Origin of the sequence: Bradyrhizobium sp. 482_C4_N1_8 (assembly GCF_052075965.1) — a bacterium.
GTDB lineage: Bacteria > Pseudomonadota > Alphaproteobacteria > Rhizobiales > Xanthobacteraceae > Bradyrhizobium > Bradyrhizobium barranii.
This window is the reverse complement of the sequence record NZ_CP197231.1, coordinates 5,734,827-5,760,017: the sequence shown is the minus strand read 5'-3', so window position 1 is coordinate 5,760,017 and position 25,191 is coordinate 5,734,827. Positions and strand designations below refer to the sequence as shown.

Here is a 25,191-nt window from a genome sequence, read left to right as displayed (position 1 = left end):
TCGAGATGCGCCCAGCGGCGCTTTGCTGGCTTCGACCACCCGCGCGCCGAGATCGACCCCAGCAGCTTATTAGCCCGGATTTTCAAGGCTAAAAGTCTCCGACTGCTCGTCATATGCGAACAGCTCGCCATAACGTCCCCAGGACACGACGGTCCTGAGCGTCTCGTCCGCATAGTCCTCGGACATGTAGTCCTCGAGCTCATTGCGGAACCGTGCCGCGGGGGCGGTATGGGAGGGACGTTCGTCGAGCACGCGGCGAATCAATCCCATCACCGGCACGTATGTGACGAGATGTTCGGCGAACAGCTTCTTGCGCGCGTCGGTTTCGAGATGGGCAAAACGCTTGCCCGTGTCGGTGAGCATCAGGTCACCTTCGCTCAGCTGGGCGAAGCGCAGCAGTTGCAGGGACTCACCGAGGTGGAGGATCTCGTCGGCCTCGAGCTGGAGCTGGCCTGCGAGCACGGGCAGGTCGGCGTGTCCGCGATAGGGCGGCCCCGCCAGCGTCTCGATCAGGCCCGACAGCACGTTGGATGAGACGTGATGCAGAGTCATGCCGATACCGGTCCCGGAAATGCCTTCGATCGAAGATGCCTTCGGCTCGGCGCGCTGGGTCATGCGGGCATAGATGCTGTCGACAAGCTGGCGGAAATGCGGATCAAGCCGGTTGCGTGGATGAGGCAGGTCGACTTTGATCTCGGCGGCGACACGCCCTGGATTGGATGAGAACACCAGGATGCGATCGCACATCAGGACCGCCTCCTCGATATTGTGCGTCACCATCAGGATCGATTTGATCGGCAGCCGGCCCTCGATCCAGAGATCGATCAGATCGGTCCGCAGCGTCTCGGCGGTGAGGACGTCGAGTGCCGAAAAGGGTTCGTCCATCAACAACAAGTCGGGGTGCACAACAAGAGCGCGAGCAAAGCCCACGCGTTGGCGCATGCCTCCCGACAGTTCTTTCGGGAAGGCCGACTCGAAGCCGTCGAGGCCGATCAGGTCGATCGCTGCCAGAGCACGCTTGCGGCGTTCGGCGGCATCGGCGCCTAGCGCTTCCAGTCCAAGCTCGGCATTTTGCAGAACCGTCAGCCAGGGAAACAGTGCGAATGATTGAAACACCATGGCAACGCCGTTCGGTGGACCAATGATGGTTTGGTCGCGGCACGTTGCCTCGCCTGACGAAGGGCTGACCAGTCCGGCGATGATCCGTAGAAGTGTCGATTTGCCGGACCCGGAGCGGCCGAGCAGTCCAACAATCTCTCCTGGCCGGATCGTTAGGTCGACGTTCTCAAGCACCAGCAATTCATCGCCGCTACCCTTTGGAAAGGAGCGGCAGACGCAGCGGATATCGATCAATGTGGCAGTTTGGTCGAGCATCATAGGCTCTCCTCTACTCAAGTCTCGTTAGCCAAGGCGCAGACGCCGCTCGCCGAACGCGTAGAGCGGCCGCCAGATCAGTCGATTGAACAACGTCACCTGAATACACATCGTGGCAATTCCGAGCACGACGCGCGGGAAATCGCCGGCTTCCGTTGCGGAAGCAATATAGGCGCCGAGCCCGGTGGCCTTCAGATGCGTGTCGCCCCAGCTTGCGACCTCCGCGACGATCGACGCATTCCAGGAGCCGCCGGACGCCGTGATCGCGCCGGTGATGTAATAAGGAAAGACGCCGGGCAGTATCACCTTGAACCACCATCGCCATCCCCGGAGATGGAAGCTGCCGGCGGCTTCGCGCAGATCGGTCGGAAAGGCGCTCGCGCCCGCGATCACGTTGAACAGGATGTACCACTGCGTGCCCAGGATCATCAGCGGGCTCAGCCAGATGTCTGGATTGAGCTTGAAGCTAACAATGGCGACGACAAAGACGGGGAAGGCGAGATTGGCCGGGAAGGCCGCGAGAAACTGGGCCAGCGGCTGGATTCGTTCGGCGAGCTTCGGACGTAGCCCGATCCACACGCCAACCGGCACCCAGATCAGCGTGGCGAGGGTGATCAGGATGGCGACGCGCAACAACGTGATGAGCCCGTCCCTGATGACGACGAGAACGTCGGACATTCCGAGACTGGCCGAGAGATAGCGATAGGTCAGCCAGGCGGCATAGGCCGTGCCGCCGAGGATCAATGCGATCCAGACCGTATCGACGAGGCGTGACGTCTGGTCTTTACCTGGTGCCGCGGGCGGCAGCTTCGGCAGCGGAATGCGCAAGTTCGAGATCGCGCGGTTCAGCGCCGCGAAAGGAAGGGTCAGCGCACGCAGCGCCCTAGTCCGGCGGAACAGGTCGAGCATCCAGGAGCCCGGCGCCTCGCCTGAGGCGGTCTGCTCGAAGCGGAATTTGTCGGCCCAGGCGACGATGGGGCGGAACAGCAGCTGATCATAGGCGATGATCACGAGCAGCATCGCCAGCATGGCGTAGAGGATCGCCGGCAAATCCTGCTGCTGAATTGCCATCGCGACATAGGAGCCGATGCCCGGCAGCGTCACCGTGGTGTCGCCGACCGTGATCGCCTCCGAGGCCACCACGAAGAACCAGCCGCCCGACATCGACATCATCGCGTTCCAGATCAGGCCGGGCATCGCGAAGGGGACGTCGAGGCGCCAGAAGCGCTGCCAGCCGGACAAATGGAAGCTTTGCGTGGCCTCTTCCAGATCCTTTGGAACGTTGCGGATCGACTGGTACAGGCTGAACGTCATGTTCCAGGCCTGGCTGGTGAAGATCGCGAACACCGAGGCGAGCTCGGCGCCGAGCACCTGCCCCGGAAACAAATTCATGAAGAACACGACGGTGAAGGTGAGGAAGCCCAGGATCGGCACCGACTGGAGGATATCCAGCAGCGGGATCATGACCAGCTCTGCGCGCCGGCTCTTGGCGGCGATTGCAGCGTAGGCGAAGGTGAAGACCGTCGAGCACACCATCGCAAGCAGCATCCGCAACGTGGTGCGCAAGGCGTAGAACGGCAGGTTTGCCGGATCGAGCGAGACCGGCGCGCGCTCCAGCTCAGACAGGGGCGCGACGGTCTGCTTGCCGCCATAGACGATCAGCACCATGGCGCCGATGACGAGAGTGAGCATCACTACGTCCCAGATATTGGGACGTGCTGCCAATGCGATTGTGGTTCTGCGAATATCCTGTAGCCTCAAGATGCGGTCCTCTCAGTTAGAATTCCGCGTGCAAGCGGCCCGAGAAGATCGAGACCGGGCCGCGATCGGCGTTGTAGGCGGGATTGACGACGAGCTGGTAGTCGGCGGTCATCGTCACGCCCTTGATCACCGAATAGGCGTAGTAGGCTTCGAGGATCCGTTCGGTGCGATAGTTGAGCTGGCCGTCGCCGATCAGGAGGCCGATGCCGCCGGCGGCAAGGAAGTCGCGATGCCCGGCCGACAAGCCGTTGATGGCGCCGCCGATGCCGACCGTGTCGTCCGGCCGTCCCCAGCGGCTGCCCTTGATCGACAGGCCGGCGGAGATGCTGCGGTCAATGTCGGTGAATGACAGAATCTGGTTCTGGCCGTCGTTCCAACTCGCGCGGGCGAATAGCCCGACGTCGTTGACGATCTGTTGCTCGAGATTGACATAGAAGCCGTATTTGGAGCGGATGCGCTGGGTTGCGGTGGCGATGTCGTTGATGTTGAGCGCAGGGTTGGCGGCCGCCAGTGTCAGGACTTCGCGATAGTTCGCGGTGTTGCCGCCATTGGCAAAGACGCCGACACGCAATTTGCCCGGCTGCTCGAAGATCGAATGGCGCTCTTCGAATTCGACGACCGCGCCGCCCATCTTGTAGACCAGTGTATCGCTGTTGGGCGCATCGGGGACCTGGAACAGTCCGCCGCGCACCGCCCAGTCCTTGCGATTGAGCTCGACCACGGCGCCGCGCGTATAGCCGGGCAGGTCGGCGGGGAAATCGTACGCCCCCGACGACCACATCGCCCAGTTCATGAAGTCGGCGCGCGGGTCTTTTGCGTATGAGTTGCCGTCGAAGAAATCACCGACGGCAAAGCGGCCGACGATCAGCGTGATGCGGTCGATATCGCGCTTGCCGGCAAGCTGGTTCGGAGCGTCGGCGACCGCTTCCTGCTCGCCGCCGAGACCGAAGGTCTGCTTGAAGTAGTAGCGCTGCGGACGGATTTTCGGGAACGGCGCGCCGGCCTTCTGGGCTTCGCCGTTGGAGAAGCCGGCAAGTCCGAGCGTGCCGTTGAGACCAAAGCCCTGCGCCAGCTCGGGATTGAAGTAGAATTCGCCGCCGTCCCACAGCCGCGCACCCAGAAACGCGGTCGTCGTCCACGTCGCCTGAAACTGGCCGCTGCCGGGCAGGCTCTGCGGGCTCGCATAGGGCGAGTGGATCGGCCCGTAGCCCTGCGGCAGCACGGTCGTCTGGGCGTGGACATTCCAGTCGCCGGACTCCGGCAGTTTGGTCTTGCCGTTGATAGGCGCCATCCACGGCGTATCGCCGAAATGATAGTTCAGGCCGAGCTTGAACAGGTGAACGCGCGGCTCGACGTTGACGTCAGGCAAGCCGAAGCCGCTGAGATCGTAGGTGCGGCGCGACAGTGCGACGTAGTCGTATTCGGCCTTTGCGCTCCAATTGCCGCTGACGGCGAATTCAAGGCCGAGGCCCGCCGTCCACCCGGTTTGATATTTTCCGACCGGAAACAGCTCCGAGACACCGTCGGCATCATTGATGTTGATATGCGTATGGCCCCAGGCGAAACCGCCGGTGACGAAAGGCATGAAGCGGTCGAAGGCATAACCGATGCGGCCGCGCACCGTGCCGACATAGTCGATTGTGGTGTTGAAGGGGGGCGGTGACCGTTCATGCGCGACGACGTCGCGCGGACCGGTGAAGGTGGAGTCCGCCTCGATCCCGAACACGATGCGGTTTGCAAGTTGGCGATTGTAGCCAAGCTGGTAGCCGCCGGAGAGGCCGGTCGCGCTGGACGGCAGGATCATTCCCTGCTCGGGCAGCGGGTTGGTGCCGGGTCCAAAGCTCGCATCGCCGTAGCCGAAATGGCCGCCGACATAGAAGCCGGTCCAGCCGTAGAGGGTCTTCGCCGTTCGTGCCTTCAGCGGCAGATCGGCGGCATGCGGCTGGGGGCATCCCAAGCCCGTGAGTACGCTTCCAATGGCAAGAAATCGCTTCATTCCAAACCTCCGTGCATCGGCAGCCGCCGATCACTGCTTGCGCCGCTGTCCCAAAGCGAGCCAGGCGCCTAGTCGTCCCAGCCAGCGTGTTCCGGACAGGACCGCTCGAAGACCTTGATGGGAAATCCGTCGCTGACCGTGGAGGATCATGGCGCAATGCAGAGTTCGGCTGGCCATCCGAAGGATGGCCGCCGCCACTAGGCGTCGCAGTCGTGCGAAAAGTGCCTTGATCATCGGGCTCACCATCTGCGACGGCTTACGCGCCAGATCCAATCCAGGATGTCTGAAGCGGCTCAGACGCCGACCATTGGCGCGGCAATCCTGGTGCCACGGTCATCTCCTCGGACCAATGGCAGACCAGTCCATCGTCGTCCGTCGACCAGCGGCAGAAAAGCCGCGGGCGGATCGATCGGCCAACGTTGTGGACGCGTAGATTGTCGTTGGCGGGAAAGGGACCGCTCGCTCTGCGCGCAAAGCGGCAAAGTCCGCGCAACTGAATTCGTGCGATTACCTTCAACATCGCTCACCTCCACCTCCGCATGACGCGGCAGGTCAGTGAGCGGAACGAGACCGCCTATTTGCGGCCGTAATTCCTATCGCTGCCGCCGCTTTCGCGGACGCTTATGTTCTGCGGCTGCGTTGCTCCTTCGGGGAGCGCGGCGCCATAGGTGGTACTGCCCATAGCTCTTCGTCTGGTTGTGATCCGTCGGGAACGGAATGTTCCAGACGGTGACTGGCCCCAATATGCCTGCGATCGCGTGGAGTCAAGCACATCATTCTATCCTCCTGGGAGGATATGACGTATCCTCCCTGGGAGGATAGGAGACGCCATGAAAGATCATGCTCACAGCTCGATTGCCCGCCGCCTGAAACGCGCACACGGCCATCTCGAAACGATCATAGAGATGATCGAACAGGAGCGCCCTTGCGCCCAGATCGCCCAACAATTGCAGGCGGTGGAAGGAGCGATCGAGAACGCCAAAAAGATGCTGGTCCACGATCATCTCAGTCATAGTCTTGAACGATCCTTCCCCGCCGCGGGGTCGAAGGGCAGGGCGACGCTCAAGGAGTTCAAGCTGCTGGCGAAATACCTCTGAGGCCGTTGACCGATCCTTCGCAACGTGAACTCCCCATGCGGGCCTCATCGGCTATTTGAGCGCGACAACGAAGAGAGCACTCGCTATTTCGCTGCCGGTTTTCCCAAGGTTAGGAGCGGCGACGTCTGGATCCCAAGGATGGGTGACCAGCAACAGGGCGCACGCGAACGCTACGTTTGAGAACGGCCCCGCGATTAGAATGGCTGCACGCCGCGGAATCGAGAGGCGACCGATTGAGGGTCGAGTGTTCGGCTTTGTTGGCTTCAGAGACTCGGGTCGCTCATAGAAGTCGCACGTTGACCGAACAGGCAGAACCCTGAAGGCCCAAATCGTGCCTGATCCATCGGAAAGTCGACCGATCGTTGGACCCAGTCCAATGGTCACGACCGCTGCATTGATGCCGAAGGCGCGCGCAGCAAGCAGATGGCCAAGCTCATGGACGACCAAGGCGCAGTAGCCGCCAATAGCAAGCAAAGGGATCTGCCACATGCCGATCGCCTTCTACGCGCATTGGTCTTTTTGAAGTGACCAATAACGGCCTCTCTGAAAGACCAGGGGGTGTCGGGACGTTCTCGGGCTTTCGTGAATGGCGAGCACCCGAGAGATGAAGAGTTCGTGGTCCCCGCCGTCGTGTCGGGCATATTGTTCGCACTCCAGCGCGACCAGCACGTCGGGAAGGAGTGGGGTACCGAACTGTCCGTCGATCGCGGATATGTCGTCCCATTTGCCGGATTTTGCGCGCGCAAAGCGATCGGACAGATGGCCCTGCTCTTCGCCGAGTACGTTTATGGCGTACCGACGGCATAACCGCCATTTCACCAGGCTCGCAGCTTCGAGGTGAATGCTGAAGGCTACGAGAGGAGGAGTTAGCGATACCGAGTTAAACGAACTCATGGTCATGCCCAGTCGCTCGCCCTCGTCGGTCGTTGCGGTTACAACGATGACTCCGGTCGGGAAGTAGCCAAGCGCATCACGGAACTGTCGATTGTTGAAAGTCATGGCTATGTGCTCTCTCAGGTCGGCTGCAGGTGTCTGCGCTTGGCAAGCGTGACTCGTATCTTGCTTCGAATCGCCTTGAGGACGTGGCAGATCAGGCTCCTGCTATTCAGCAGGGATCGCGGCTTCGATTTGCTGGGTGTGGTGAAATGACGCGCTGTTCGCGGGCAGATCGTAGCTAGCCATCAGCTTGTCGACGGTCTGATCAAGTGATGCCCAGGGTGCGAGCCTCATGCTATGGGCCCGAACGAGGAATGGCGGCCCCGCATAGAAGTTCTCATATTGAACGTGTCGGGCCCCGAACTCCGAGGCCAATAGATCCCAGGCCAGCTTGTAGAGCTTCATCCGATCCAGCGCGCTCTCATGCTCAGTCGACCAATAGGTCTCAAAAAGAGCGTTCATTTGATCGTTTCCGACGATTGAGATGTCGGCTGGCATCTGGAAGATGGCGCCGCCCATCAACTCTCTTACGGTCGCGCAGATCAGCCCATAATTGTCCTGGCACCAGCTGAGAGCGGCGTACATGTAACGCTGATTGACCACGACATACCCGTCGCCAACGGGCTGATGATCGGCGACCTGGCCAGCGATCAAGCCGGCGATCGTCGCCTCCATGGCCGCAAGTTTTCCGAGTGTCTCCTGAACGGCGGGAATTCCGCGGACGCCGGCAGATTTTGCAATCTTGTTCGCAAGCCCGACGATCAATTGAAGTTTTGCCCAGAAGCGTACGTTCGATTGATGGTTTCCGAAGTAGTGCCCACCCGTTTCCATGTAGATCGCGCGACTGAGGTCGACGTTTCCGATCGTGAAGACGCGTGACCATGGGACTTTCACGTTGTCGCAGACGAGCATGCAATCGCTCTCGTCAAAGCGAGAGGAGAGGGGGTAGTCGAATGTGTTCGGTGCGGCCTGCTCCATCGATCGTCGTGACCAGAGCGATAGTCCCGGCGCATTGGCCGGTACCGCACAGGTCACGGCTTCCTTGATCCGGTCAGGGGCTAGTGGCGTCAGGTTACCGATCCAGATCTCGTCGCAAAACGCGCCTCCGGTCGCGAGTGTCTTCATGCCGTGGAGAGTGATCCCCTCGTCGTCCGTGGCCGAAACATGAAGTGCCGGCGACTTGAAGAACGACGAGCCGGCGTCAGATGAGTAGTTGCGCGCGCCCTGAGGAGGGTGGGTCGCATAGCTGACATAGAGATCGTTGTCGCGGATGTAGGTGTAATAGTCGAGGAGGTATTGTTTGAAGCCATGGTTCGGAACGTCGAACACTTCGGGCCGACAGGTCATCCCGGTAATGAAAGATCCAACGTGATCTGGGGATCGACCGAACAGTCCGTAGCTGGCATCGGCCCACGCTTTGTGCCCGGCCGTGCGGAATTCGAGGTCTTGGCGGCTACGCGGCTGCTTAAAATAGAAACTGTGACGCTGACCGTCTTCCGAGAAGGAAAGTCGATCGAAATGATCCGGATTGCATTTCAGATCGAACAGGCGCGCGAAGCTTTGAGCCGAATTGCGGAAGGCAGGATGGGTGGTCACGTCATCAACGAGGTGGCCACCGAGGTAGATCTTGCGGCCGTCTCTCAGCGATCGAAGATAATTGGCGCCGGTCCGAAGCATTTTCATCTCTCCAAAGTTAGTTAGGTAAACTAAATAAATAGATGGGGCCTTGGAGTCAAGCAGGCTTCCTTGGGGTTATCGCGCTGCTGTCCGTCGCCGACGCTTGGTCGGCTGGCGCAGCGCAGCCTCACGTTGGTCTGCGGCGACATCGTTCAGGACCGAAATCGCGCTCTCGGCACGAGAGATCAAGACGCTTAGCTCGTTGGAATAGGTGAGGGCGCTATTGCTATCGAGGTGCCCGTAGAGCGCGTCATTGACCATTTGCTGTATGGGCGCAATCGCCGAAAGCGAGGACACGCCCTTATCGGTAAGTTCGAGAAAGCTGACCCGCCTATCCTCTGGATTGACGACCTTGGCCAGATAACCCTGCTCGACGAGGTCGGCGATCTCAACGCTTGCATAGGCGTCCGTCACATGCATCTCGCGCGCTGTCGATCTGACGGTCCATTGCTGCTTATCAGTCAGACGTCCCACGGCCTGCATGAGCACATACTGAAAAGTGGAAAGGCCGACCAGAGAGGCAAATCCGCTACGAACGGTCTCAAGCAGGCTGGAAAGCACGAAATGCTGATGGGTGATCCTCCGCACCAGCATGTCAGTCCCATCGACCATGAGCGTGGCGCGGGAAATCGTCGGCGGTAGTTTGGGGGCGCGAGGCCGGGTGACTGCCGCACCTGGCTTGGCCTTCGATACGCGCTCCCTCGACTTTGTCATCTCAACTGTTCCTCAGAAGGCCGTAGCGTACGAATCGCTATCGTGCCGCCCGCGCGGGCCAATCGTCGATTAGCATGCTTTGGCCCATGCCAACAGGGAGAGCGGCCTTGTGGCCAATCGCCTTGAGGACCGCCCAGCCGAGGCAAAGATTGGAGGAAAGCACCGGCTTGCCTGTGGCGCGGACGATGTCTGGTATGGCCCGCAAGGTCGGGGCGCCAGTGCCGGTCAGGACAATCGCGTCGGCCGAGTGCCAGTCCAGGCGCAGGACCGCTTCGACAACCTTGGAGGCGCGTAGCTTATATATGTTAAGCGTGTCACTGGAGCCGAGGTCAATTCCCCCTTTCGCCGTCAGATCAAAGCCGGCCTGTGACCAGAACGAGAATGATGCCTCCTGCAGCCAGCCCGGGTAGGGTCCAAAGAGGGCAATGCGCCGCGCCCCGAGCTCGGCGAGAGCAAGCTCAATGGCTTCGGCCGAAGAGAGAATAGGGTAGCCATATAGCCGGGAGAGCTGCTCGAACTTCCGGCGCACCTCGTCATGACCCAGCAGGTAGGTCGTTGCGGTGCAGGCGAAGCCAAAGGCTCCGAGCCTGATTGCGCCAAACCCCTCGAGGCTCTCCCCCAGATTGAACAAATAGTCTGAAAACCTCTTCCGGGCGTCGACGGGATCACCGCGGAGCCGTGTGGTGAGGCTCAGCACGTCCGGTGGCATAAGTGCGGCCATTTCAGGCTCTACGGTCGGATTGGACTGTGGCGGGGCGAAGCCAACAATGCCGCCGGATCCGTACTCAAAATCATTGGACATCGTCGCGCTCCGTCAGCTTCTCAAGGGATTTAAGCAGGTCGCTGGTTGGAAGTACGTCAGCGTATTTCTGGGCCATGTCGAACAGGTTCACACCATGAGCGATCGAGCTGCGGTCGTAGACACACTCCTGCGGCACGGCGACGTGAAAATTGTAGGAGAAGGCGTCGACCACGCTGGCGCGGACGCAGCCTGACGTCGTGCAACCCGTCATGATGAGGCTGTCGACCTTGAGGTCCACGAGATGGCTCACCAGAGTGGTGCCAAAGAAGGCGCTGGGGTGTTTCTTCGGTATCAGTATATCGCCGTCGATCGGCGCGACTTCCCGGACAAAGCGGTAGCCGACGGGCGGAATCGTCATGATCGAGGGGACTTTTGCCGCAAGCCGGCCGCCGTCCTGCAGGACCTTCGGCGCGACATGTGGAAAGAGGACGGGCCAACGTTTCCTTCTAAATAGTTCCAGCACTGTGCTGATGTGCTTAACGGCCTGCCATGCGACCTCGCCGCATGACGTCGGATATTCCTCGACCGCTTGCCAAAACGGCAACGGCAACGAGCCGGTCGTTCGATACTGCACGTCGATAATGAGAAGCGCAGGCCTGCGCCCCATGCCCGCCGAGCGGCCGAATCCGGCTGCATCGTAAGCTCGTCGATCTTCGTCAGTGATGATGCCGTCCCACGGTCGCACGTCAGATCTCCTCTATAAAATTAGTTTGCAAAATTAAATATCGTCGGATAGCGTGGCGGTCAATAGAGGAAGCGAGGAGGGCCCATGGCCAAGTTTGATACAAAGATGGATCGTTATCCGTTCGTGCCAATCACGCAGCGGCCGACCTACGATTGGCCCGATGGCAAGAGGCTCGCTGTTTATTTTGCGATCAATATCGAAGCCTTCGAGTTCGGCCGAAACCCTGGACCGGACTTCACGACCATGCCGGCTCCGCCGTTTCATCGCGGCTATGCTTACCGGGACTTTGGTAATCGGGTTGGGATCTGGCGCCTGATCGATCTCTTCAAGGAGTTCGACATTCCGCTCTCGGTGCTCGCCAATACCGCCGTCTACGATGCCTATCCCGAGCTCATGGCTGCGTTTCGACGGCGGGGCGACGAGTTCGTCGGTCACGGTCGCACCAATTCGGAGCGGCAGATCGACATGACCGAGGCCGAGGAACGCGACATGCTGAGAGAGGTTCGGCTCCGCTTCGAAAAGGAAGAGGGGGCGGCGCCGCAGGGGTGGCTCGGACCCTTCATCTCGCAGAGCACGAAAACTCCAGAGCTGCTGGTCGAGCAAGGCTTCGGCTACATGCTCGATTGGTTCTACGACGAGCAGCCGCAGCTGTTCAGAACGGATCTCGGCCCCATTCTCAGCGTGCCGTATCCATCCATGGAGCTGAATGATCTGCCGGCCGTCTTCAATAGAAGGGTCAGCGACGCCGAGTTTGCCGATCTTCTGGTCGATGCTTTCGATCAGCAATTGCAGGACTCCGAGAAATATCCGCTCGTCTTCTCGGCCGCACTCCACACCTTTGTCATGGGCCAGCCGCACCGAACCCGAAAGTTGCGGCGCGCGCTCGCGCACATCGCCTCCCACCGCGACAAGGTCTGGATCACGACGGCCGGCAAGATAGCCGCTCATGCGCTCTCGCTGCCCAAGGGGACGCTTCTCAGCCCCGAGATCGCAGGGACGGACATTTCGCCTGAGCATTCATCGCATCGCGCAAGCGGCGTCTGATCTCCCGGGAGATGCTCGATATGGTGAAGCGATATCTCGATAAGTCTGCCTCGATCGAAATAGCGGAGCGGCCATGATTGCTCAGCAAATTGTTAATGGCCTCATGCTCGGGGGCGTGTACGTGATGGTCGCCGTCGCCTTTACGCTGGCGATCGGTGTTCTCAACTTCCTCAATTTTTCTATTCCTGGCATCTTCATGGTTGCAGGAATGGTTTCGTGGGCCGCGCTTAAGAGCGGCCAGCACTGGCTGCTCGCGTTCGGCTTCGCGCTAATGGCGAGCGCCGTCGTGGGAGTCGCCGTCTATTTCCTGACTTATCGACCGAGCAGCGACAGCGACCCGGAGGTTCCTCTCGTCAGCTCATTGGGATTCCTGGTTCTCCTCGAGAACCTGATCGTCTTGTGGTTGGGATCTGATCAACAATCCTATCCCGCGATCATTGCGGATTTTAATTTCAGAGCGGGCTCAATCATCGTCGGCGGAGCTCAGTTTCTAAGTCTGGCACTTTCGCTCGCGTTTGTGATCGCACTGTCCCTGTCGTTGCGGTTCACGAACCTCGGGCGTCAGGTCAGGGCGATCGCCGAAAGCCGCCGCACGGCATCGATCCTCGGTGTGAATGTCGGCTCCGTCGTCCCTAGAGTGTTCGTGCTGAGTGCGCTGTTTACAGGCGCCGGTGGCATCCTCTTCGCGATTAGCTACCTGCAGGTGTCCTCGTCCATGGGGGAGAGCATCGGGTTCAAGGGTATCAGCGCAATGATCATCGGCGGCATGGGCAACATCTGGGGAGCGGTCGCTGGCGGCCTGCTGATCGGGCTCGTCGAGATATTGTCGACGCAGTTCCTTGGTGCCGACTTCGTCAATATCGGTGTCTACGGCTTGCTCCTGGCTTTGCTGATCATAAAGCCTGAAGGGCTTTTTGGCATGGCTGTCGCCAGGGAGAAGCTCTGATGTCGGGCTATCTGACCGGGCTCATCGTGCTTCTTGCCCTCAACGCAATCGCCGCTTACGGCGTCTACCTGCCGATGGCCGCGGGACAGCTCAATCTCGGAATCGCGGGATTCATGGCGATCGGGGCCTACGCCTCTGCATATCTCACCAACGTGTGCGGATGGCCGGCCCTTGCCGCTATAGCGGCTGGCGGGGGGACAGCGGCAATTCTGGCGTTCGTGGTTGCGATGCCAATCCTAAGGACCCAGGGCATTTATCTGTCCCTTGCGACCTTTGCTTTGGGACAGGTCATCTGCGCGATATTGCTTAATCTGGAAGTTGTCGGCGGTGCCGCCGGCTATCCCGTCTCGACCCACATCGAGGCCTCTACGGTCGTCGCCGTGACGGTGGTAGTCGTCTCGCTCGTATATCTGATGTCGACGACACGAGTGCCGATCTATCTCGCGGCCGTGAAGAATGATCCATTGGTCGCCGACCTCCTGGGCCTGAATGTCAAGGCCCTTGGTGTCGCCGCACTGACTGCTGGCGCGACCATCGCCGGCGTAGGTGGGGCACTATATGCGCACTACTTCAATTACGTCGAGGCGCAGTACTTCGGCGTGATGCTGAGCACCTACACCGTGCTCTACGTACTGCTCGGTGGGACCCAATCGGTTTTGGGGCCTCTCGTCGGTGCCGCGATCTTCACGATTGTACCGGAAGCACTGAGGTCCAGCTCGCAGTGGCGATATGAGATCTTTGCACTTTTCATCATCCTCTTCATGGCCCTGCGCCCGCAAGGGCTGATCACTCGTGGACTGACGCGTCGGCGCGCGCAGGCAGCAGTACAGGGCGGAACAACCGCGTCATGACCATGCTCCTTTCGATGCAAAATCTATCAAAAGCATTCGGCGGTCTCGAAGTCGTTCGCGAACTCTCCTTCGACGTGCCGGAGCGAACAGCAACCGCACTGATCGGTCCCAATGGTGCCGGGAAGACGACCGTCTTCAACCTCATCAGTGGTGTGTACCCGGTCACTTCGGGAAGCATTCGGTTTCGCGGCTCGGATATCGTGAATCTTCCGTCACGCTATCGGATCAAGCGCGGAATCGCCCGCAGCTTTCAGAATATCCGCCTGATCCCCCGTCTGTCAGTGATCGATAATCTGCTCATCGGCCAGCACGTCACACTGACGCGGCCTTTCGATGTGATGCGGCCATTTCGATTGGTTCGGGATCACGAGTGGATCTGCGCGGCCAAGGCCGAGCTTTCGGCGTTCGGTCTAGGTCAGTATGCCGATGAACCCGTAGGTCTGCTCCCTTACGGGATCCGCAAGCGCGTGGATCTCATCCGGGCAACCCTGTCGTCGCCCTCGGTTTTGATGCTCGACGAGCCGGCTGCGGGTCTCAATGCATCGGAAACACGCGAATTGCATAGCCATCTCGATACTCTGAAGGAGCGGGGAGTAACCCTTCTCGTGATCGAGCACGACATGCAGTTCATCCGATCGGTCTGCGAGAAAATTGTCGTGCTGAACTTTGGCTGCAAAATCGCAGAAGGATCATTCGACCAGGTGAGGACGGATGAGCAAGTTCGTGAAGCTTATCTTGGGGCGGAGCAGGCGGCATGAGCGGATTGATCCTCGACATTGAGCAAATGTCGGCGTGTTACGGGCGGGTCGAGGCGCTCATCGGTGTTTCGCTGCAAGTCGCGCATGGTGAGATCGTGACCGTTGTCGGTGCAAATGGGGCCGGCAAGAGCACTCTGCTCCATTCAATTCTCGGAATGGTCTCGCCAGCGAATGGCAGGATTACTTTCGCCGGCGCGGACATCACCCGCTGGCCGATTCACCGTCGCATCGACACCGGGCTCGTTCTCGTGCCGGAGGGCCGGCGGATCCTGGTGTCCATGACGATCGAAGAAAACCTGCTTCTTGGCGCCCATATGCGGCAGGACAAGACTGCCGTACGGCGTGAGATCGATGGCATCTATGATCGGTTTCCAAATCTCGCGCAGCGCCGAAATCATGATGCATCATGCTTATCTGGTGGGGAACAGCAGATGCTTGCGCTCGGCCGCGCAATGCTGGCGAAACCACAACTCCTGATGATGGATGAACCATCCCTCGGCCTGTCACCCTTGTTTGTCTCGAAGCTGTTCGAGCTCATCCGGGAATACAATCGCGAGGGGCTCAGCGTGCTGCTGATTGAGCAGAACACCGCAAATGCTCTGAGGATCGCTCACCGCGCGACAGTGCTGGAATTGGGCCGAGTGGCCCTCGAGGGGAATGCTGCCGCCATCGCTGGCAGCGCTCGCCTTCAGGAAGCCTATCTCGGGGGCGCGGCTCGCGAGGTTACGGAGATTGATCACAAGAGGAAGTCAGCAGGGAGGCGTTCATGAAATGCAGAAGAATTCTGGCGGGAATCGCAATTGCAAGCGCGCTTGCGTCGGCGGCGTATGGGCACGAAAGGGAGTTGGTCATCGGGTTGTCGATGGCCAGGACCGGTACGTTCGTAAGTGTGGCGAACGCAAACGAAATTGCCGTCGATATGGCCGTTGACGAGATTAATCGCGCCGGCGGCGTCAACGGATCCGCAATCCGGCTCGTGAAATTCGATACGGCCGGTGACCCCAAGCAATCGGTGCTCGCGGTGGAGCAGTTCGCTCGTGACAACGGGGCCCTTGCCATCGTCGGCCCATTCTCGTCGAGCGAGGCGCGCGTGGCATTTTCGGCCGGAGAACGGCTCGGGATCGTCCAGATGTCGATGTCATCTTCCGCACCTGGAGTAGCGGCCCCATTCAAGTATGCTTTCCGGAATACTGTCGATGAAGGCCTGGTCATCGAGATGGTTCTCAAGGCCATGCGCGCCAAGAATCTCAGCATGGGGACTGCGGCGATTGCTTACGCGACCGACGACGCCGTATCCAAGGCGGTCGGCACCACGGTGCTGCCGGAGGCGCTGATTAAAGTCGAAGTCCCCGTCGGCGGATTCGTCGATTTTCCGTACAAGGCGTTCGACATGTCGGCTCAGGTCTCGAAGCTCGCCCAGCTGAAGCCCGATATCGTCGGCGTTGGGGCTCCCCCCGAGGCCATGATCAATCTGGCCAAGGAGATGAAACGGCAGGGCGTTAGCGCTCGCCTGTTCGCGGGCACGACGGTCGGCGATCCCGACTTGCCGGTCCGGTTTGGAGATGCGGGCGAGGGGACGATCATTGGCTCACCCTTCTATAGCGATCTCAACGATGCCGTCCGGGCCTTTGCAAGGTCGTTTGCGACCCGGGCAGAAGCCGCCAAAATTGGCCGGACGGTGCCAAATCAGACTGATATATCCAGCTACGATATCGTCTACCTCTATGCGGAGGCCATGAAGCGCGCTGGCGTGACGGGCGAGCCGTCCAAAATCGCTGCTGAGCGCACCGCTGTCAGGGACGAATTGCGGAAAATGAAGGATTACCCGGCTCTTGGTGGGAAAATCACATTTCGGGAGAATGGTGACGCGATCAAGCCCATTTACGTACTTGAGGCCAAAGGCGGACACTGGACTCTGTTTGATCAGCGTACCGGAGATTGAACACGGCTGGACGGTGCCGGATCATCGGCACCGTCCAGCCACTGCCATTACGACGGATGATCCGGCACCAGGACAGCTCGTCCGACAACGCGGCCCTCCCTGAGATCGGACAGTGTCTCATGAGCCCGATCAAGCGGCCTGGTCACAATCGGCATCTGGTCCACGCCTGTCCGCACCAGACTCATCAGCTCGATCAGATCTCGTCGGCTACCAACGAATGAGCCGGACACCGTAATGGCCCTTAAGGGCATTGTTGCCAGCGATAGCGTGCGCTCGCCGCCAAAGAGACCGACGATTACATAGATTGCGCCCTTGGCGAGGGTCGCCATGGCGAGATCCCATGAAGCCGGCGATCCGACGAAGTCGATGATCGCATGAATGCCTCCCTGGGCGCTCTCGGCAAGGAGTTTGGCAAAGTCATCTTTCGTAGGATCAAGAGCTGCAATGGCACCTGCTGCCAGCGCCGCACTGCGCTTATCGGGATCAATGTCCGCAACGATCGCGCCGGACCGCCCCATCGCCTTCAACAGAGAAAGGCACATCAGGCCGAGCCCGCCGGCCCCGACAATCAGGATTGGCTTTCCCAGGCGGTCGGGGCCGAGCTTCTTCAGGGCGGAATACGCCGTCAGCCCCGAGCACGCATAGGGCGCAGCCTGCTCCGGCGGGATCGCAGGAATATCGATGAGGTATCGGGGGTGGGGGACCAGGACGTGGTCGGCATAGCCGCCTGGGCGCAATACGCCTAGATATTGTGGAGTCGGACACAGATGCTCGTCGGAGCTCTTGCAGACCTGGCACTCTCCACATCCAAACCAAGGATAGACCAAATAGGTTCTCCCCATTTCAGCGAGACGCATGGCGTCTTCGCCCGCCGCAACCACCGTGCCAACGACCTCGTGGCCCATGGTGTGCGGCAGCTTTTGTCCCCGGTCGGACATCTTCATCATCTTGCCCCCGCCCAGGTCATAGCCGCCTTCCCAGATATGAAGGTCGGTATGGCAAACGCCACAGGCGTTGACCCTGAGAAGGACTTCGTTGCCCTTCGGGACGGGCGTAGATGTTTCGACGCATTCGAGGGGAGCCCGGTATTGGGTGAGCGCGAGACTTTTCAAATGTTCCTCCGTTGTGAGTGAGCCTGAACGACGCCTTGCCCTTTTGCCTTCAGCCGCCGCGCGTCGATCTTCGTGCTTTCGATTTCACCTTTGACGTCGTGATGCGAGTCGCGGTCCGATTGACATCCAGGTGACGCATCTATAGCAATATAGTTAGGTTGGTTAAATAACTAAATGAGGCTGAGATGTTTGAGAGGGCACTGAAGAATTTCGATATCGGCTTTCTGAATTCCGGGACGTACGCGCATGGCGACGGATGGAGCCCGACCGATGGCAGGATCCCGTTCGATGCGGTCGACCCGGCTCAAGACAAGGTCGTAGCCCAAATCGCTGGCGCCAACGAGCGCGACTACGAGCGCGTCATTCGCTGCGCTCAGGCCGCGCAAACCGAGTGGGCAACCGTTCCTGCTCCGAGGCGAGGAGAACTGGTCGGGCGGATAGGTTCACTTGCTGCAGAGTACCTTGACGACCTTGCTGCGCTCATCGTCCTCGACACAGGCAAGGCGATTGGCGAGGCCAAGGCCGAAATCCGCGAAGTCATCGACATGGCTGCGATGGCGGCGGGTCAATCGCGCATGATGTATGGTTTCGTTCAGCAATCGCAGCGCAGCAAGCACCGAATGTACGATCAATGGCTGCCGCTGGGCGTCGTCGGCGTCATCACAGCCTACAACTTCCCGGCATCGGTCTGGGCCCAGAATGCCTTCCTTGCTGCTATCGGAGGCAATACGGTCATCTGGAAACCTAGTCCAAAAGTGCCACTCACCGCGCTTGGCCTGCAGCAGATCTGCAATATGGCGATGAACGAGCTCGAGCTCGACGGTGTCTTCTCGCTTTTCATGCCCGGCGATAACAGTGTAGCGGAGCTGCTCATCCACGATAAGCGCATCGCTTTGGTATCGTTCACCGGATCAAGTGCCGTTGGCCGGAGGGTTGCAGACGTCGTGGGCAGCACATTGGGCCGCCGCTACCTGCTCGAATGCTCAGGCAATAACGGATGTATCGTTGACCAGACCGCTGACCTCGCGCTGGCCGCGCGGAGCATCGCCTTCGGTGCCGTCGGCACGACCGGCCAACGCTGCACCAGCACAAGACGCGTCATTGTCCAACGTTCGGTCGCGAAACCTCTGATCGAGCTCTTGAAGCAGGCCTTTGGTCAGATCACGGTCGGCGATCCCAGGGAGGAGGGAACGATTGTCGGCCCCCTGGTGGACCGCGACGCAGTGATGCTATTTGAAAGGGCCGTTCGAAACGCAAGGGATGCTGGAGGAAAGGTCATCTTTGGTGGAAAGCGTATCGATCGTCCCGGCTACTATGTCGAGCCAACGCTGATTACAGACCTGCCTCACGACTTGCCCTCCGTTCAGAAGGAGACCTTTGCTCCGATCGTCTATGTCTTTATCTACGATACGCTTGAGGAGGCCATTCATATCAACAACAGCGTACCTCAGGGGCTCTCGTCAGGCATTCACAGCACGGATCTATCCAATATCGAGCTGTTCCTGTCTGCCGCGGGAAGCGACTGCGGTATCGCAAGGGTCAATATGGGGACGACCGGCGCCGACATCGGCGCTGCGTTTGGCGGCGAGAAGGAGACAGGCGGCGGACGCACTGCTGGCTCGGATGCCTGGAAGGGCTACATGCGAAGACAGAGCGTGTGTGTCAATTGGGGAGGGCTGTCTCCCTGGGATGCCTGCATCCGTCTCTAGATTAGCAAGCCGACTCGGGCTGCATGGACGTCAAGAATTGGCCTCAAGCCGTCGCGGCTTGAGGCCGTGGCTCGTATGCGCGCAGACCGAGTTTTCGGGCTCAAAGACGATCCCTGAGGGATCAACCGGTCGCGTCAGCGCAACAGTCGGATCCAGCCCATCATGAACTGGACGGAGAACATCTTTCAGGAGTTTATTGACGCCCTTCAGACGGCCATGGACGAGGACGAATTCGAGCGGATTGCCACGCGAGCATCCCATGGTCTCGGCTTTCGCTGGTTTGCCTATCTCAGCATTGTCGACAGCTCGCTGAAACTGATCTCGTCCTACCCGAAATCCTGGACGAGCCGATATCTGCGCCACCGCTATCATCGGTTCGATCCGGTCGTGCTCCGCGCAAGAGCCGAACACGCGATGTTCACCTGGGGAGCATCGTCCGGATCAATTCGTCCAAGAAACCGTGAGCAATCCCGCTTCTTTGAGGAAGCAACGGGATTCGGGATCAAGTCCGGAATAACGGTGCCGATCAGGGCAGGGTTCGGCCGCATGGCGGCCTTTACGGTCGCAACCGATGATGCCTTGATGGAGCCGGACCTCCTGCTTGCGACGTCGAATGACATCGTGCAACTGCTCGGGCTCTATTTCCATACGCATCTGCGTGGGCGAGCCCCCGCGAACCAGACACGGCGGGAGGGCCAGATCCTCAGCCAGCGCGAGCGCCAATGCCTTGCGTGGGCCGCTCTCGGCAAGACAGTGTCCGAGACAGCCGTGCTTGTCGGCGTCACCGCGCGCACAGTGGCATTTCATCTCGAAAACGCACGCCGCAAGCTCGACGCGGTTTCGATCACCCATTGCGTTGCGCTGGCGATCCGGCGACGGCTGTTGCCCTGACGCAACGAGGCATCTTCAGATCCCTATATTGACGCGCCAGCGCGTATCGCAATCCGCTATCTTGTGGAAAAATTGACGCTGAGTTGGCTCTCGCTGGCGTAAGCTTCTGTTTGGTTGTGAACCTGTCAAATAACACAGGCGCTGCTTGCGCCGCTCTCTGGTCTGGTGGGCTTTCCCTCAACGGAGCTTGCCATGCACGCTGTTACTCTCGATCATCGTCAAACCGGATCCCAACTCGACCTCTAGATGTTCCGCCTGCGCCGTCGTGTTTTCAGGGATCGTCTGGATTGGACGGTCTCGGTCTCCGGAGATCTGGAGATCGACATCTACGATGCGCTGGCACCGACCTATGTCTTGGTCGTCTCCGACGACTATGACGTCCTGGGGTGTGTGAGGCTGCTTTCGACCACCGGTCCCACCATGCTCGCGGACACGTTTCCAATATTGCTTGGCGACAAAGAGGCGCCGAGGAGCGAGCTCATCCTGGAGAGCTCGCGGTTTTGTGTGGATACCGATCAAGCCATTGAGCTTGGCCCACACGGATTCAATCGTGCGACGTTCGTACTGTTCGCGGCAATGCTCGAAACGATGCGGGCGAAAGGTGCAAACGCAATCGTGACCGTTACGGATGTGCGGATGGAGCGCATCTTGAGACGCGCCGGCTGGCCGCTGGAAAGGCTGACGGAGCCGCGCAAGCTCGGCCAGACAAGCGCGCTTGCGGGATATCTCCGGGACTCCGATTTGGCGCTTGAGGCGATGTACCGCCAAGCAGGGCTCGAAGGGCCCGTCGTGCGCAATCAGCCCGAAGGCCGCAAAGCCGCGTGATCGGGCGCGGCACCGCGCGTCAAGGAGCCCGCTTGTGCTGGCAGACCCCCGCCAGAGTCGCGTTGTCTTGCTAAACCTCGCGCGCGGCAGTACGGCGGGAGTAGCAGAGCGTTTCCCTGTCCGCTGCGGTGGAAGCCTGACGCTGCTCCCGGTCTGTCACGAAATTCTTGGCGCAAAGTCGATCGCAGTCGGCGAATATCTGACAGACCTGCTGCCGGTGGAGGTCGCGGCTTCGATCGAACACTTCAAGTCCGACGCTCTGTCGCCGTGGCGCGACCCAGGATTTTCCGCTCACTTTGCGGGGGCAGACGTCGGTATCATTTTTCTCGGTGGCGGGTTTCTGGAGGAAGAGGTGCTGATCGCAGCGCTTGAGGGTGCTAAACGGGGTTACGAAATGCGACTACTCTCGGATCTCGCGTTTGCGCGAAGGGAGACGGACCGCCAGTTTGTCGCAGATCGCTTGGCGCACCACGGCATCGTTACCACCACAATTCGCCAAGCCTTGTTCGAATGGGCGGTGGTTCTCGATGATCCGGCGATGACACACAGGATCCGGCAGTTGCTGCCTTGATTGGGCGCCCTCGCAAGCGTTCGCTTGCTGGCCGGGCTCTCGTCTCGTGTTGGGGTGGACGGCCCCCTTCCGCCGGTCTGCGTGGCAGGATGGGGTCGTCGATGACCTCAAACGAAGGAGCCGCCCGTGGAAACGATTGTTCGTATCGGTTTGGACACGTCAAAGAGCGTATTTCAGTTGCATGGCGTTGACGGGATGGAGCAGCCGGTCTTGCGACGCAAGTTGAGACGCGGCCAGGTTCTGGCGTTCTTCGGCCGTCTGCCGCCTACGCTTGTCGCGATGGAGGCTTGCGGAGCGTCGCACTATTGGGCGAGGGAGCTGCGTTCGCTGGGGCATGAGGTGGCGATGATCCCGCCGCAATATGTCAAACCGTACGTGCAACGTGGGAAATCCGATGCGGCGGACGCCGAGGCGATTTGCGAAGCCGCGAGTCGACCGAAATTGCAGAAGAACTTCGTGCCAATCAAAAGTCCCGAGCAGCAGGGCGCACAGATGCTGACTCGTGTACGCAACCAGTTCATTGGCAGGCGCACCCAGCTCGCCAATTCGATCCGCGGCTACGCCGCAGAGTTCGGCTTTACCGCGCCCAAGGGGCTTTCAAGGCTTCCGCAATTGCTGATCGATATTAGGGCTGATGCGACAGTCCCGGACTTGGCGATGGAGTTGATAGAGGCGTTGGCTGCAGAAATGGCGCGCGTCGATGATCAAATCGTTACGCTCGACAAGAAGCTCATGCAACTCCATCGGAGCAGCGAGATGAGCCGAAGACTTGCGACCATTCCAGGAATTGGTCCGATCGGCGCGACGCTGCTGTCAATCAAGGTCGTGGATGCGCGCGGATTCAAGTCGGCAAGAAACTTTGCCGCGTGGCTTGGCCTGACGCCAAAGAATCACTCGACGGCCGGCAAGAATCGGCTCGGGGTCATCACCCGCGCCGGCGACGGCATGTTGCGAACCGTTTTGGTAGCTGGCGCGACGGCAGTGATCGCGGATATGCGACGACGCGGGAGTCGCCCTTGGTCCTGGCTGAAAGACATGATCGCTCGCAAGCCGCCAAAGCTGGTGGCGATAGCGTTAGCAAACAAGCTGGCGCGGATTGCTTGGAAACTGATGGTCAGCGGCGAACGGTACCGGCCTGCGAGCGCCGTACCGATGCCAACGCCGACATAGACTTGAACGACAAAAAGAGCTTGGCGTCAGACGGGCAGATCTGACGCTGGGGCCGGAACTTGCAGGAAAGGAAGAGGTGGTACGTTCGGCGCGAGCCGGTCATGTGAGACACTCCGCTCGGTTTACCGGCAGCAAATGCCGCTCTCGTGTTTGGAGCTCACTGTCCGCGAAGCCCATCTTGGCCAGTGGTCGCAAGACCCGATAATAGGCCGGACATATGAGCGCAAGCGATCCGAGCATGCTGCCCGAGCCAATCCTTGCAAGTCGGGGGCCGTCCACATATGAACCGAGCCCTGTCCGGTCTCGGCCTTCCGGCTTCGATCCCTGACGCCAAGGTCCGCGCCAACCTACGCGTGCGACGTTTGTGCTAAAGAGCATTGTCGAACGATGTGTACCTCGTTCGAAGGAGAAACGTGTCGGAGGCAAAATCTGAGCTCACGACCAAGCCGCATTAGTCTGTGAGCCGGAAACGACGTGTGAAACACCTTCTGGCAGGGCCGGCCGCAAACAGCCATTAAGTTGCTCCTAAAGGCGGGGGCGGCGCCCGTATTGTCCCGAACCGGAAGGCAGCAACCGCGCCCCTGTCAGCTCCTTGTGAACACCGTGTCCTTGGCGCGATCCTCCACTTTCGCTCCGGCCGCGCCGGTACAGCCTGCCTCTGGCGCTCGGGGCTGTCCGGTCGCTCTTCGACGCACGCGCTATACGATCTGTCTGCTGTCTTAACGCGACCTGAGCGATCAGGGGGCGGGCTGTATACAAGCCATGGCGCCTTCTTATGCGCGTTGCCAAAAGCTGATGCAGCAGACAAATCCATTAGCCGCGTTTATGCGGCGAATTTTTACTTCCAATTTTACTTCGCGAAATCCCGTCAATAGCTTTGAGCGCAATTGATCACATCGCAGCCGGTCAATGGCGATCGGTGCGGGCGTTCATCGTAACCAATGAGGGTTGCCATGCTTGACAGGGATAAGCGGACATCGACTTCCGATCCGGCGGGAACGGAAGTGACGTCTTCGAAAAAGCTGAGCCGGCGCACGATGTTGAAGGGTGCTGCGGCAGTTGCGAGCGCAGCTGTGGGTTCGGATGCGATCCGCGGATTCCCGACCATCTGGGCGCAGGAGATCAAGGACATTGAGCTCCGCCATGTCGGCGTCTCCTATTCGGTGGTGAAGGCGATCGGCGACCAGGCGGCCAAGGATCTCGGCTTCAAGGTGACGATGCAGAACCTTGATACCTCCGCTGCCATCAACCGCTTCATAAGCCAGCCTAATACGGTCGATATCGCCGATCTTGAAGGCTGGCAGGCCAAACTCGCCGCCAAGCGCAGCGTGATCCAGGGCATCGAGGTCAAGAAAATCAAGGAGTTCGACAACATCCTGCCGATCTTCACCAAGGGCGAGATCGACGGTCACAAGATCCCGCGTCAGGGCATTTCGCCCTACGAGGCGATGTATGTCTCCAAGCCCGACTCCACTGATCTGCATGACGGCGTCACGGAATGGGCGACCTTCCTGCCGCAGGTCTACAACGCCGATTCCATCGGTTATCGGCCCGACCTTGTCGGCCATGAAGTAACCGAGTGGAAGGACCTGATCGATCCGAAGTTCAAGGGCAAGGCTGCGATTCTCGACGTTCCCGCGATCGGGATCATGGATGCCGCGCTCTGCTTCGAAAGCGCCGGGCTGATCAAGTACGGCAACAAGGGCAACATGACCAAGGAGGAGATAGACTTTACCTGCAACAAGCTGATCGAGCTGAAGAAGCAGGGCCAGTTCCGAGCGACCTGGACCACCTTCGACCAGTCGGTGCAGTTGATGGCGGCGGGTGAGGTGGTCATCCAGTCCATGTGGTCGCCGGCGGTCGCCGCCGTGCGCGTCAAGGAAATCCCCTGCGTCTACGCGCCGGTCAACGTCAAGAACGGCAAGGAAGGCTATCGCGGCTGGTGTAACGGCATGGGCCTGATGAAGCACTTGTCCGGCAAGAAGCTCGACGCGGCCTACGAATATCTCAACTGGTATCTCTCGGGTTGGCAGGGCGGCTTCGTTGCGCGTTACGGCTATTACAGCCCGGTGCCGTCGACCGCGAAAAAGTTCCTCACACCGGCGGAATGGGCGTTCTGGTACGAGGGCCAGCCAGCGCCCGAGGTGGTCAACGATCCCTATGGCGTGCCGATGGAGAAGACCGGTACCAAGCGTGACGGCGGCTCGTTCCTGGACCGCGTCAAGAACATCTCGTGCTGGAATACGCTGATGGACGAGGCCGCGTACATGAACAAGCGCTGGAACGATTTCAAGGTGGCCTGAAACCTGCTTTCCCGACCTGACGACAGC

At 59.9% G+C, this 25,191-nt stretch carries 23 protein-coding genes; 13 read left to right on the top strand and 10 right to left on the bottom strand.

The genetic code is table 11. The annotated features are described in order from the left end of the window. Positions 1-69 precede the first annotated feature (69 nt). From AB7Z56_RS27900 to AB7Z56_RS27890, 3 genes are read right to left on the bottom strand one after another with little or no spacing between them, the layout of a single operon-like run. On the bottom strand, positions 70-1,374 hold the full coding sequence (locus AB7Z56_RS27900) for an ABC transporter ATP-binding protein (RefSeq protein WP_441256591.1): 1,305 nt from the start codon (positions 1,372-1,374) through the stop codon (positions 70-72). 27 nt (positions 1,375-1,401) lie between these two features. Continuing rightward, entirely contained in the window at positions 1,402-3,135 is a 1,734-nt protein-coding gene (locus AB7Z56_RS27895) for an ABC transporter permease (RefSeq protein WP_441256590.1), read from the bottom strand. Between the two features lie 16 nt (positions 3,136-3,151). Next, positions 3,152-5,131 carry a carbohydrate porin gene (locus tag AB7Z56_RS27890; protein WP_441256589.1) on the bottom strand — a complete coding sequence of 660 codons (1,980 nt, stop codon included), beginning with the start codon at positions 5,129-5,131 and terminating at the stop codon, positions 3,152-3,154. An 830-nt stretch (positions 5,132-5,961) separates the two neighbouring features. On the opposite strand from AB7Z56_RS27890, the gene AB7Z56_RS27885 reads away from it, so the two are divergent. Next, a complete protein-coding gene (locus AB7Z56_RS27885) occupies positions 5,962-6,228 on the top strand; it encodes a metal-sensing transcriptional repressor (protein WP_354113034.1) in 267 nt (88 codons plus the stop codon). Between the two features lie 51 nt (positions 6,229-6,279). Here AB7Z56_RS27885 and AB7Z56_RS27880 read toward each other — a convergent pair whose 3' ends face one another. The 6 genes from AB7Z56_RS27880 to AB7Z56_RS27855 all read right to left on the bottom strand — a co-directional run bounded on the left by AB7Z56_RS27880 (position 6,280) and on the right by AB7Z56_RS27855 (position 11,042). After that, entirely contained in the window at positions 6,280-6,717 is a 438-nt protein-coding gene (locus AB7Z56_RS27880) for a site-2 protease family protein (RefSeq protein ID WP_441256588.1), read from the bottom strand. Positions 6,718-6,729: 12 nt separating this feature from the next. Beyond that, on the bottom strand, positions 6,730-7,227 hold the full coding sequence (locus tag AB7Z56_RS27875; RefSeq protein ID WP_441256587.1) for a flavin reductase family protein: 498 nt from the start codon (positions 7,225-7,227) through the stop codon (positions 6,730-6,732). Positions 7,228-7,329: 102 nt separating this feature from the next. Next, entirely contained in the window at positions 7,330-8,841 is a 1,512-nt protein-coding gene (locus tag AB7Z56_RS27870) for a 4-hydroxyphenylacetate 3-hydroxylase family protein (protein ID WP_161495932.1), read from the bottom strand. Positions 8,842-8,916: 75 nt separating this feature from the next. Further along, positions 8,917-9,555 (bottom strand): MarR family winged helix-turn-helix transcriptional regulator, encoded by a 639-nt coding sequence (locus AB7Z56_RS27865; protein ID WP_135216851.1) that lies wholly within the window; start codon positions 9,553-9,555, stop codon positions 8,917-8,919. 37 nt (positions 9,556-9,592) lie between these two features. Next, positions 9,593-10,357 (bottom strand): maleate cis-trans isomerase family protein, encoded by a 765-nt coding sequence (locus tag AB7Z56_RS27860; protein WP_085404926.1) that lies wholly within the window; start codon positions 10,355-10,357, stop codon positions 9,593-9,595. Continuing rightward, a complete protein-coding gene (locus AB7Z56_RS27855) occupies positions 10,347-11,042 on the bottom strand; it encodes an isochorismatase family protein (protein WP_245344262.1) in 696 nt (231 codons plus the stop codon). The genes AB7Z56_RS27860 and AB7Z56_RS27855 overlap by 11 nt, the downstream gene beginning before the upstream one ends. An 84-nt stretch (positions 11,043-11,126) precedes the next feature. On the opposite strand from AB7Z56_RS27855, the gene AB7Z56_RS27850 reads away from it, so the two are divergent. The 6 genes from AB7Z56_RS27850 (at position 11,127) to AB7Z56_RS27825 (ending at position 16,583) form a co-directional block, all read left to right on the top strand. Then, positions 11,127-12,086, top strand: coding sequence for a polysaccharide deacetylase family protein (locus AB7Z56_RS27850; protein ID WP_144030855.1), 960 nt, complete (start codon positions 11,127-11,129; stop codon positions 12,084-12,086). A gap of 73 nt (positions 12,087-12,159) precedes the next feature. Next, positions 12,160-13,032 (top strand): branched-chain amino acid ABC transporter permease, encoded by an 873-nt coding sequence (locus AB7Z56_RS27845; RefSeq protein WP_085404924.1) that lies wholly within the window; start codon positions 12,160-12,162, stop codon positions 13,030-13,032. Beyond that, a complete protein-coding gene (locus tag AB7Z56_RS27840; RefSeq protein WP_441256586.1) occupies positions 13,032-13,883 on the top strand; it encodes a branched-chain amino acid ABC transporter permease in 852 nt (283 codons plus the stop codon). The genes AB7Z56_RS27845 and AB7Z56_RS27840 overlap by 1 nt, the downstream gene beginning before the upstream one ends. Then, entirely contained in the window at positions 13,880-14,641 is a 762-nt protein-coding gene (locus AB7Z56_RS27835; protein ID WP_085404922.1) for an ABC transporter ATP-binding protein, read from the top strand. Before AB7Z56_RS27840 ends, AB7Z56_RS27835 begins: the two co-directional genes overlap by 4 nt. Then, a complete protein-coding gene (locus AB7Z56_RS27830) occupies positions 14,638-15,411 on the top strand; it encodes an ABC transporter ATP-binding protein (RefSeq protein WP_063984062.1) in 774 nt (257 codons plus the stop codon). Before AB7Z56_RS27835 ends, AB7Z56_RS27830 begins: the two co-directional genes overlap by 4 nt. Next, the gene (locus tag AB7Z56_RS27825; RefSeq protein ID WP_441256585.1) at positions 15,408-16,583 is read left to right on the top strand and encodes an ABC transporter substrate-binding protein; all 1,176 of its coding nucleotides are present in this window, start codon (positions 15,408-15,410) and stop codon (positions 16,581-16,583) included. The genes AB7Z56_RS27830 and AB7Z56_RS27825 overlap by 4 nt, the downstream gene beginning before the upstream one ends. A 47-nt stretch (positions 16,584-16,630) precedes the next feature. Here AB7Z56_RS27825 and AB7Z56_RS27820 read toward each other — a convergent pair whose 3' ends face one another. Continuing rightward, a complete protein-coding gene (locus AB7Z56_RS27820) occupies positions 16,631-17,695 on the bottom strand; it encodes an alcohol dehydrogenase (protein ID WP_028159876.1) in 1,065 nt (354 codons plus the stop codon). Between the two features lie 185 nt (positions 17,696-17,880). Here AB7Z56_RS27820 and AB7Z56_RS27815 point away from each other — a divergent pair, with 185 nt between their 5' ends. The 6 genes from AB7Z56_RS27815 to AB7Z56_RS27790 all read left to right on the top strand — a co-directional run bounded on the left by AB7Z56_RS27815 (position 17,881) and on the right by AB7Z56_RS27790 (position 25,164). Then, complete coding sequence (locus tag AB7Z56_RS27815; RefSeq protein WP_441256584.1) at positions 17,881-19,404, top strand: aldehyde dehydrogenase family protein; 1,524 nt, start codon at positions 17,881-17,883, stop codon at positions 19,402-19,404. 162 nt (positions 19,405-19,566) lie between these two features. Beyond that, positions 19,567-20,295, top strand: coding sequence for an autoinducer binding domain-containing protein (locus AB7Z56_RS27810; RefSeq protein WP_441256583.1), 729 nt, complete (start codon positions 19,567-19,569; stop codon positions 20,293-20,295). Positions 20,296-20,541: 246 nt separating this feature from the next. Beyond that, entirely contained in the window at positions 20,542-21,120 is a 579-nt protein-coding gene (locus AB7Z56_RS27805; RefSeq protein WP_441256582.1) for an acyl-homoserine-lactone synthase, read from the top strand. A 34-nt stretch (positions 21,121-21,154) separates the two neighbouring features. Beyond that, complete coding sequence (locus AB7Z56_RS27800) at positions 21,155-21,691, top strand: hypothetical protein (protein WP_441256581.1); 537 nt, start codon at positions 21,155-21,157, stop codon at positions 21,689-21,691. A gap of 126 nt (positions 21,692-21,817) precedes the next feature. Next, positions 21,818-22,861 carry an IS110 family transposase gene (locus AB7Z56_RS27795; RefSeq protein ID WP_007594558.1) on the top strand — a complete coding sequence of 348 codons (1,044 nt, stop codon included), beginning with the start codon at positions 21,818-21,820 and terminating at the stop codon, positions 22,859-22,861. Positions 22,862-23,814: 953 nt separating this feature from the next. Beyond that, positions 23,815-25,164: an ABC transporter substrate-binding protein gene (locus tag AB7Z56_RS27790; RefSeq protein WP_063984055.1), complete on the top strand. Its 1,350-nt coding sequence runs from the start codon at positions 23,815-23,817 to the stop codon at positions 25,162-25,164. Positions 25,165-25,191 lie beyond the last annotated feature (27 nt).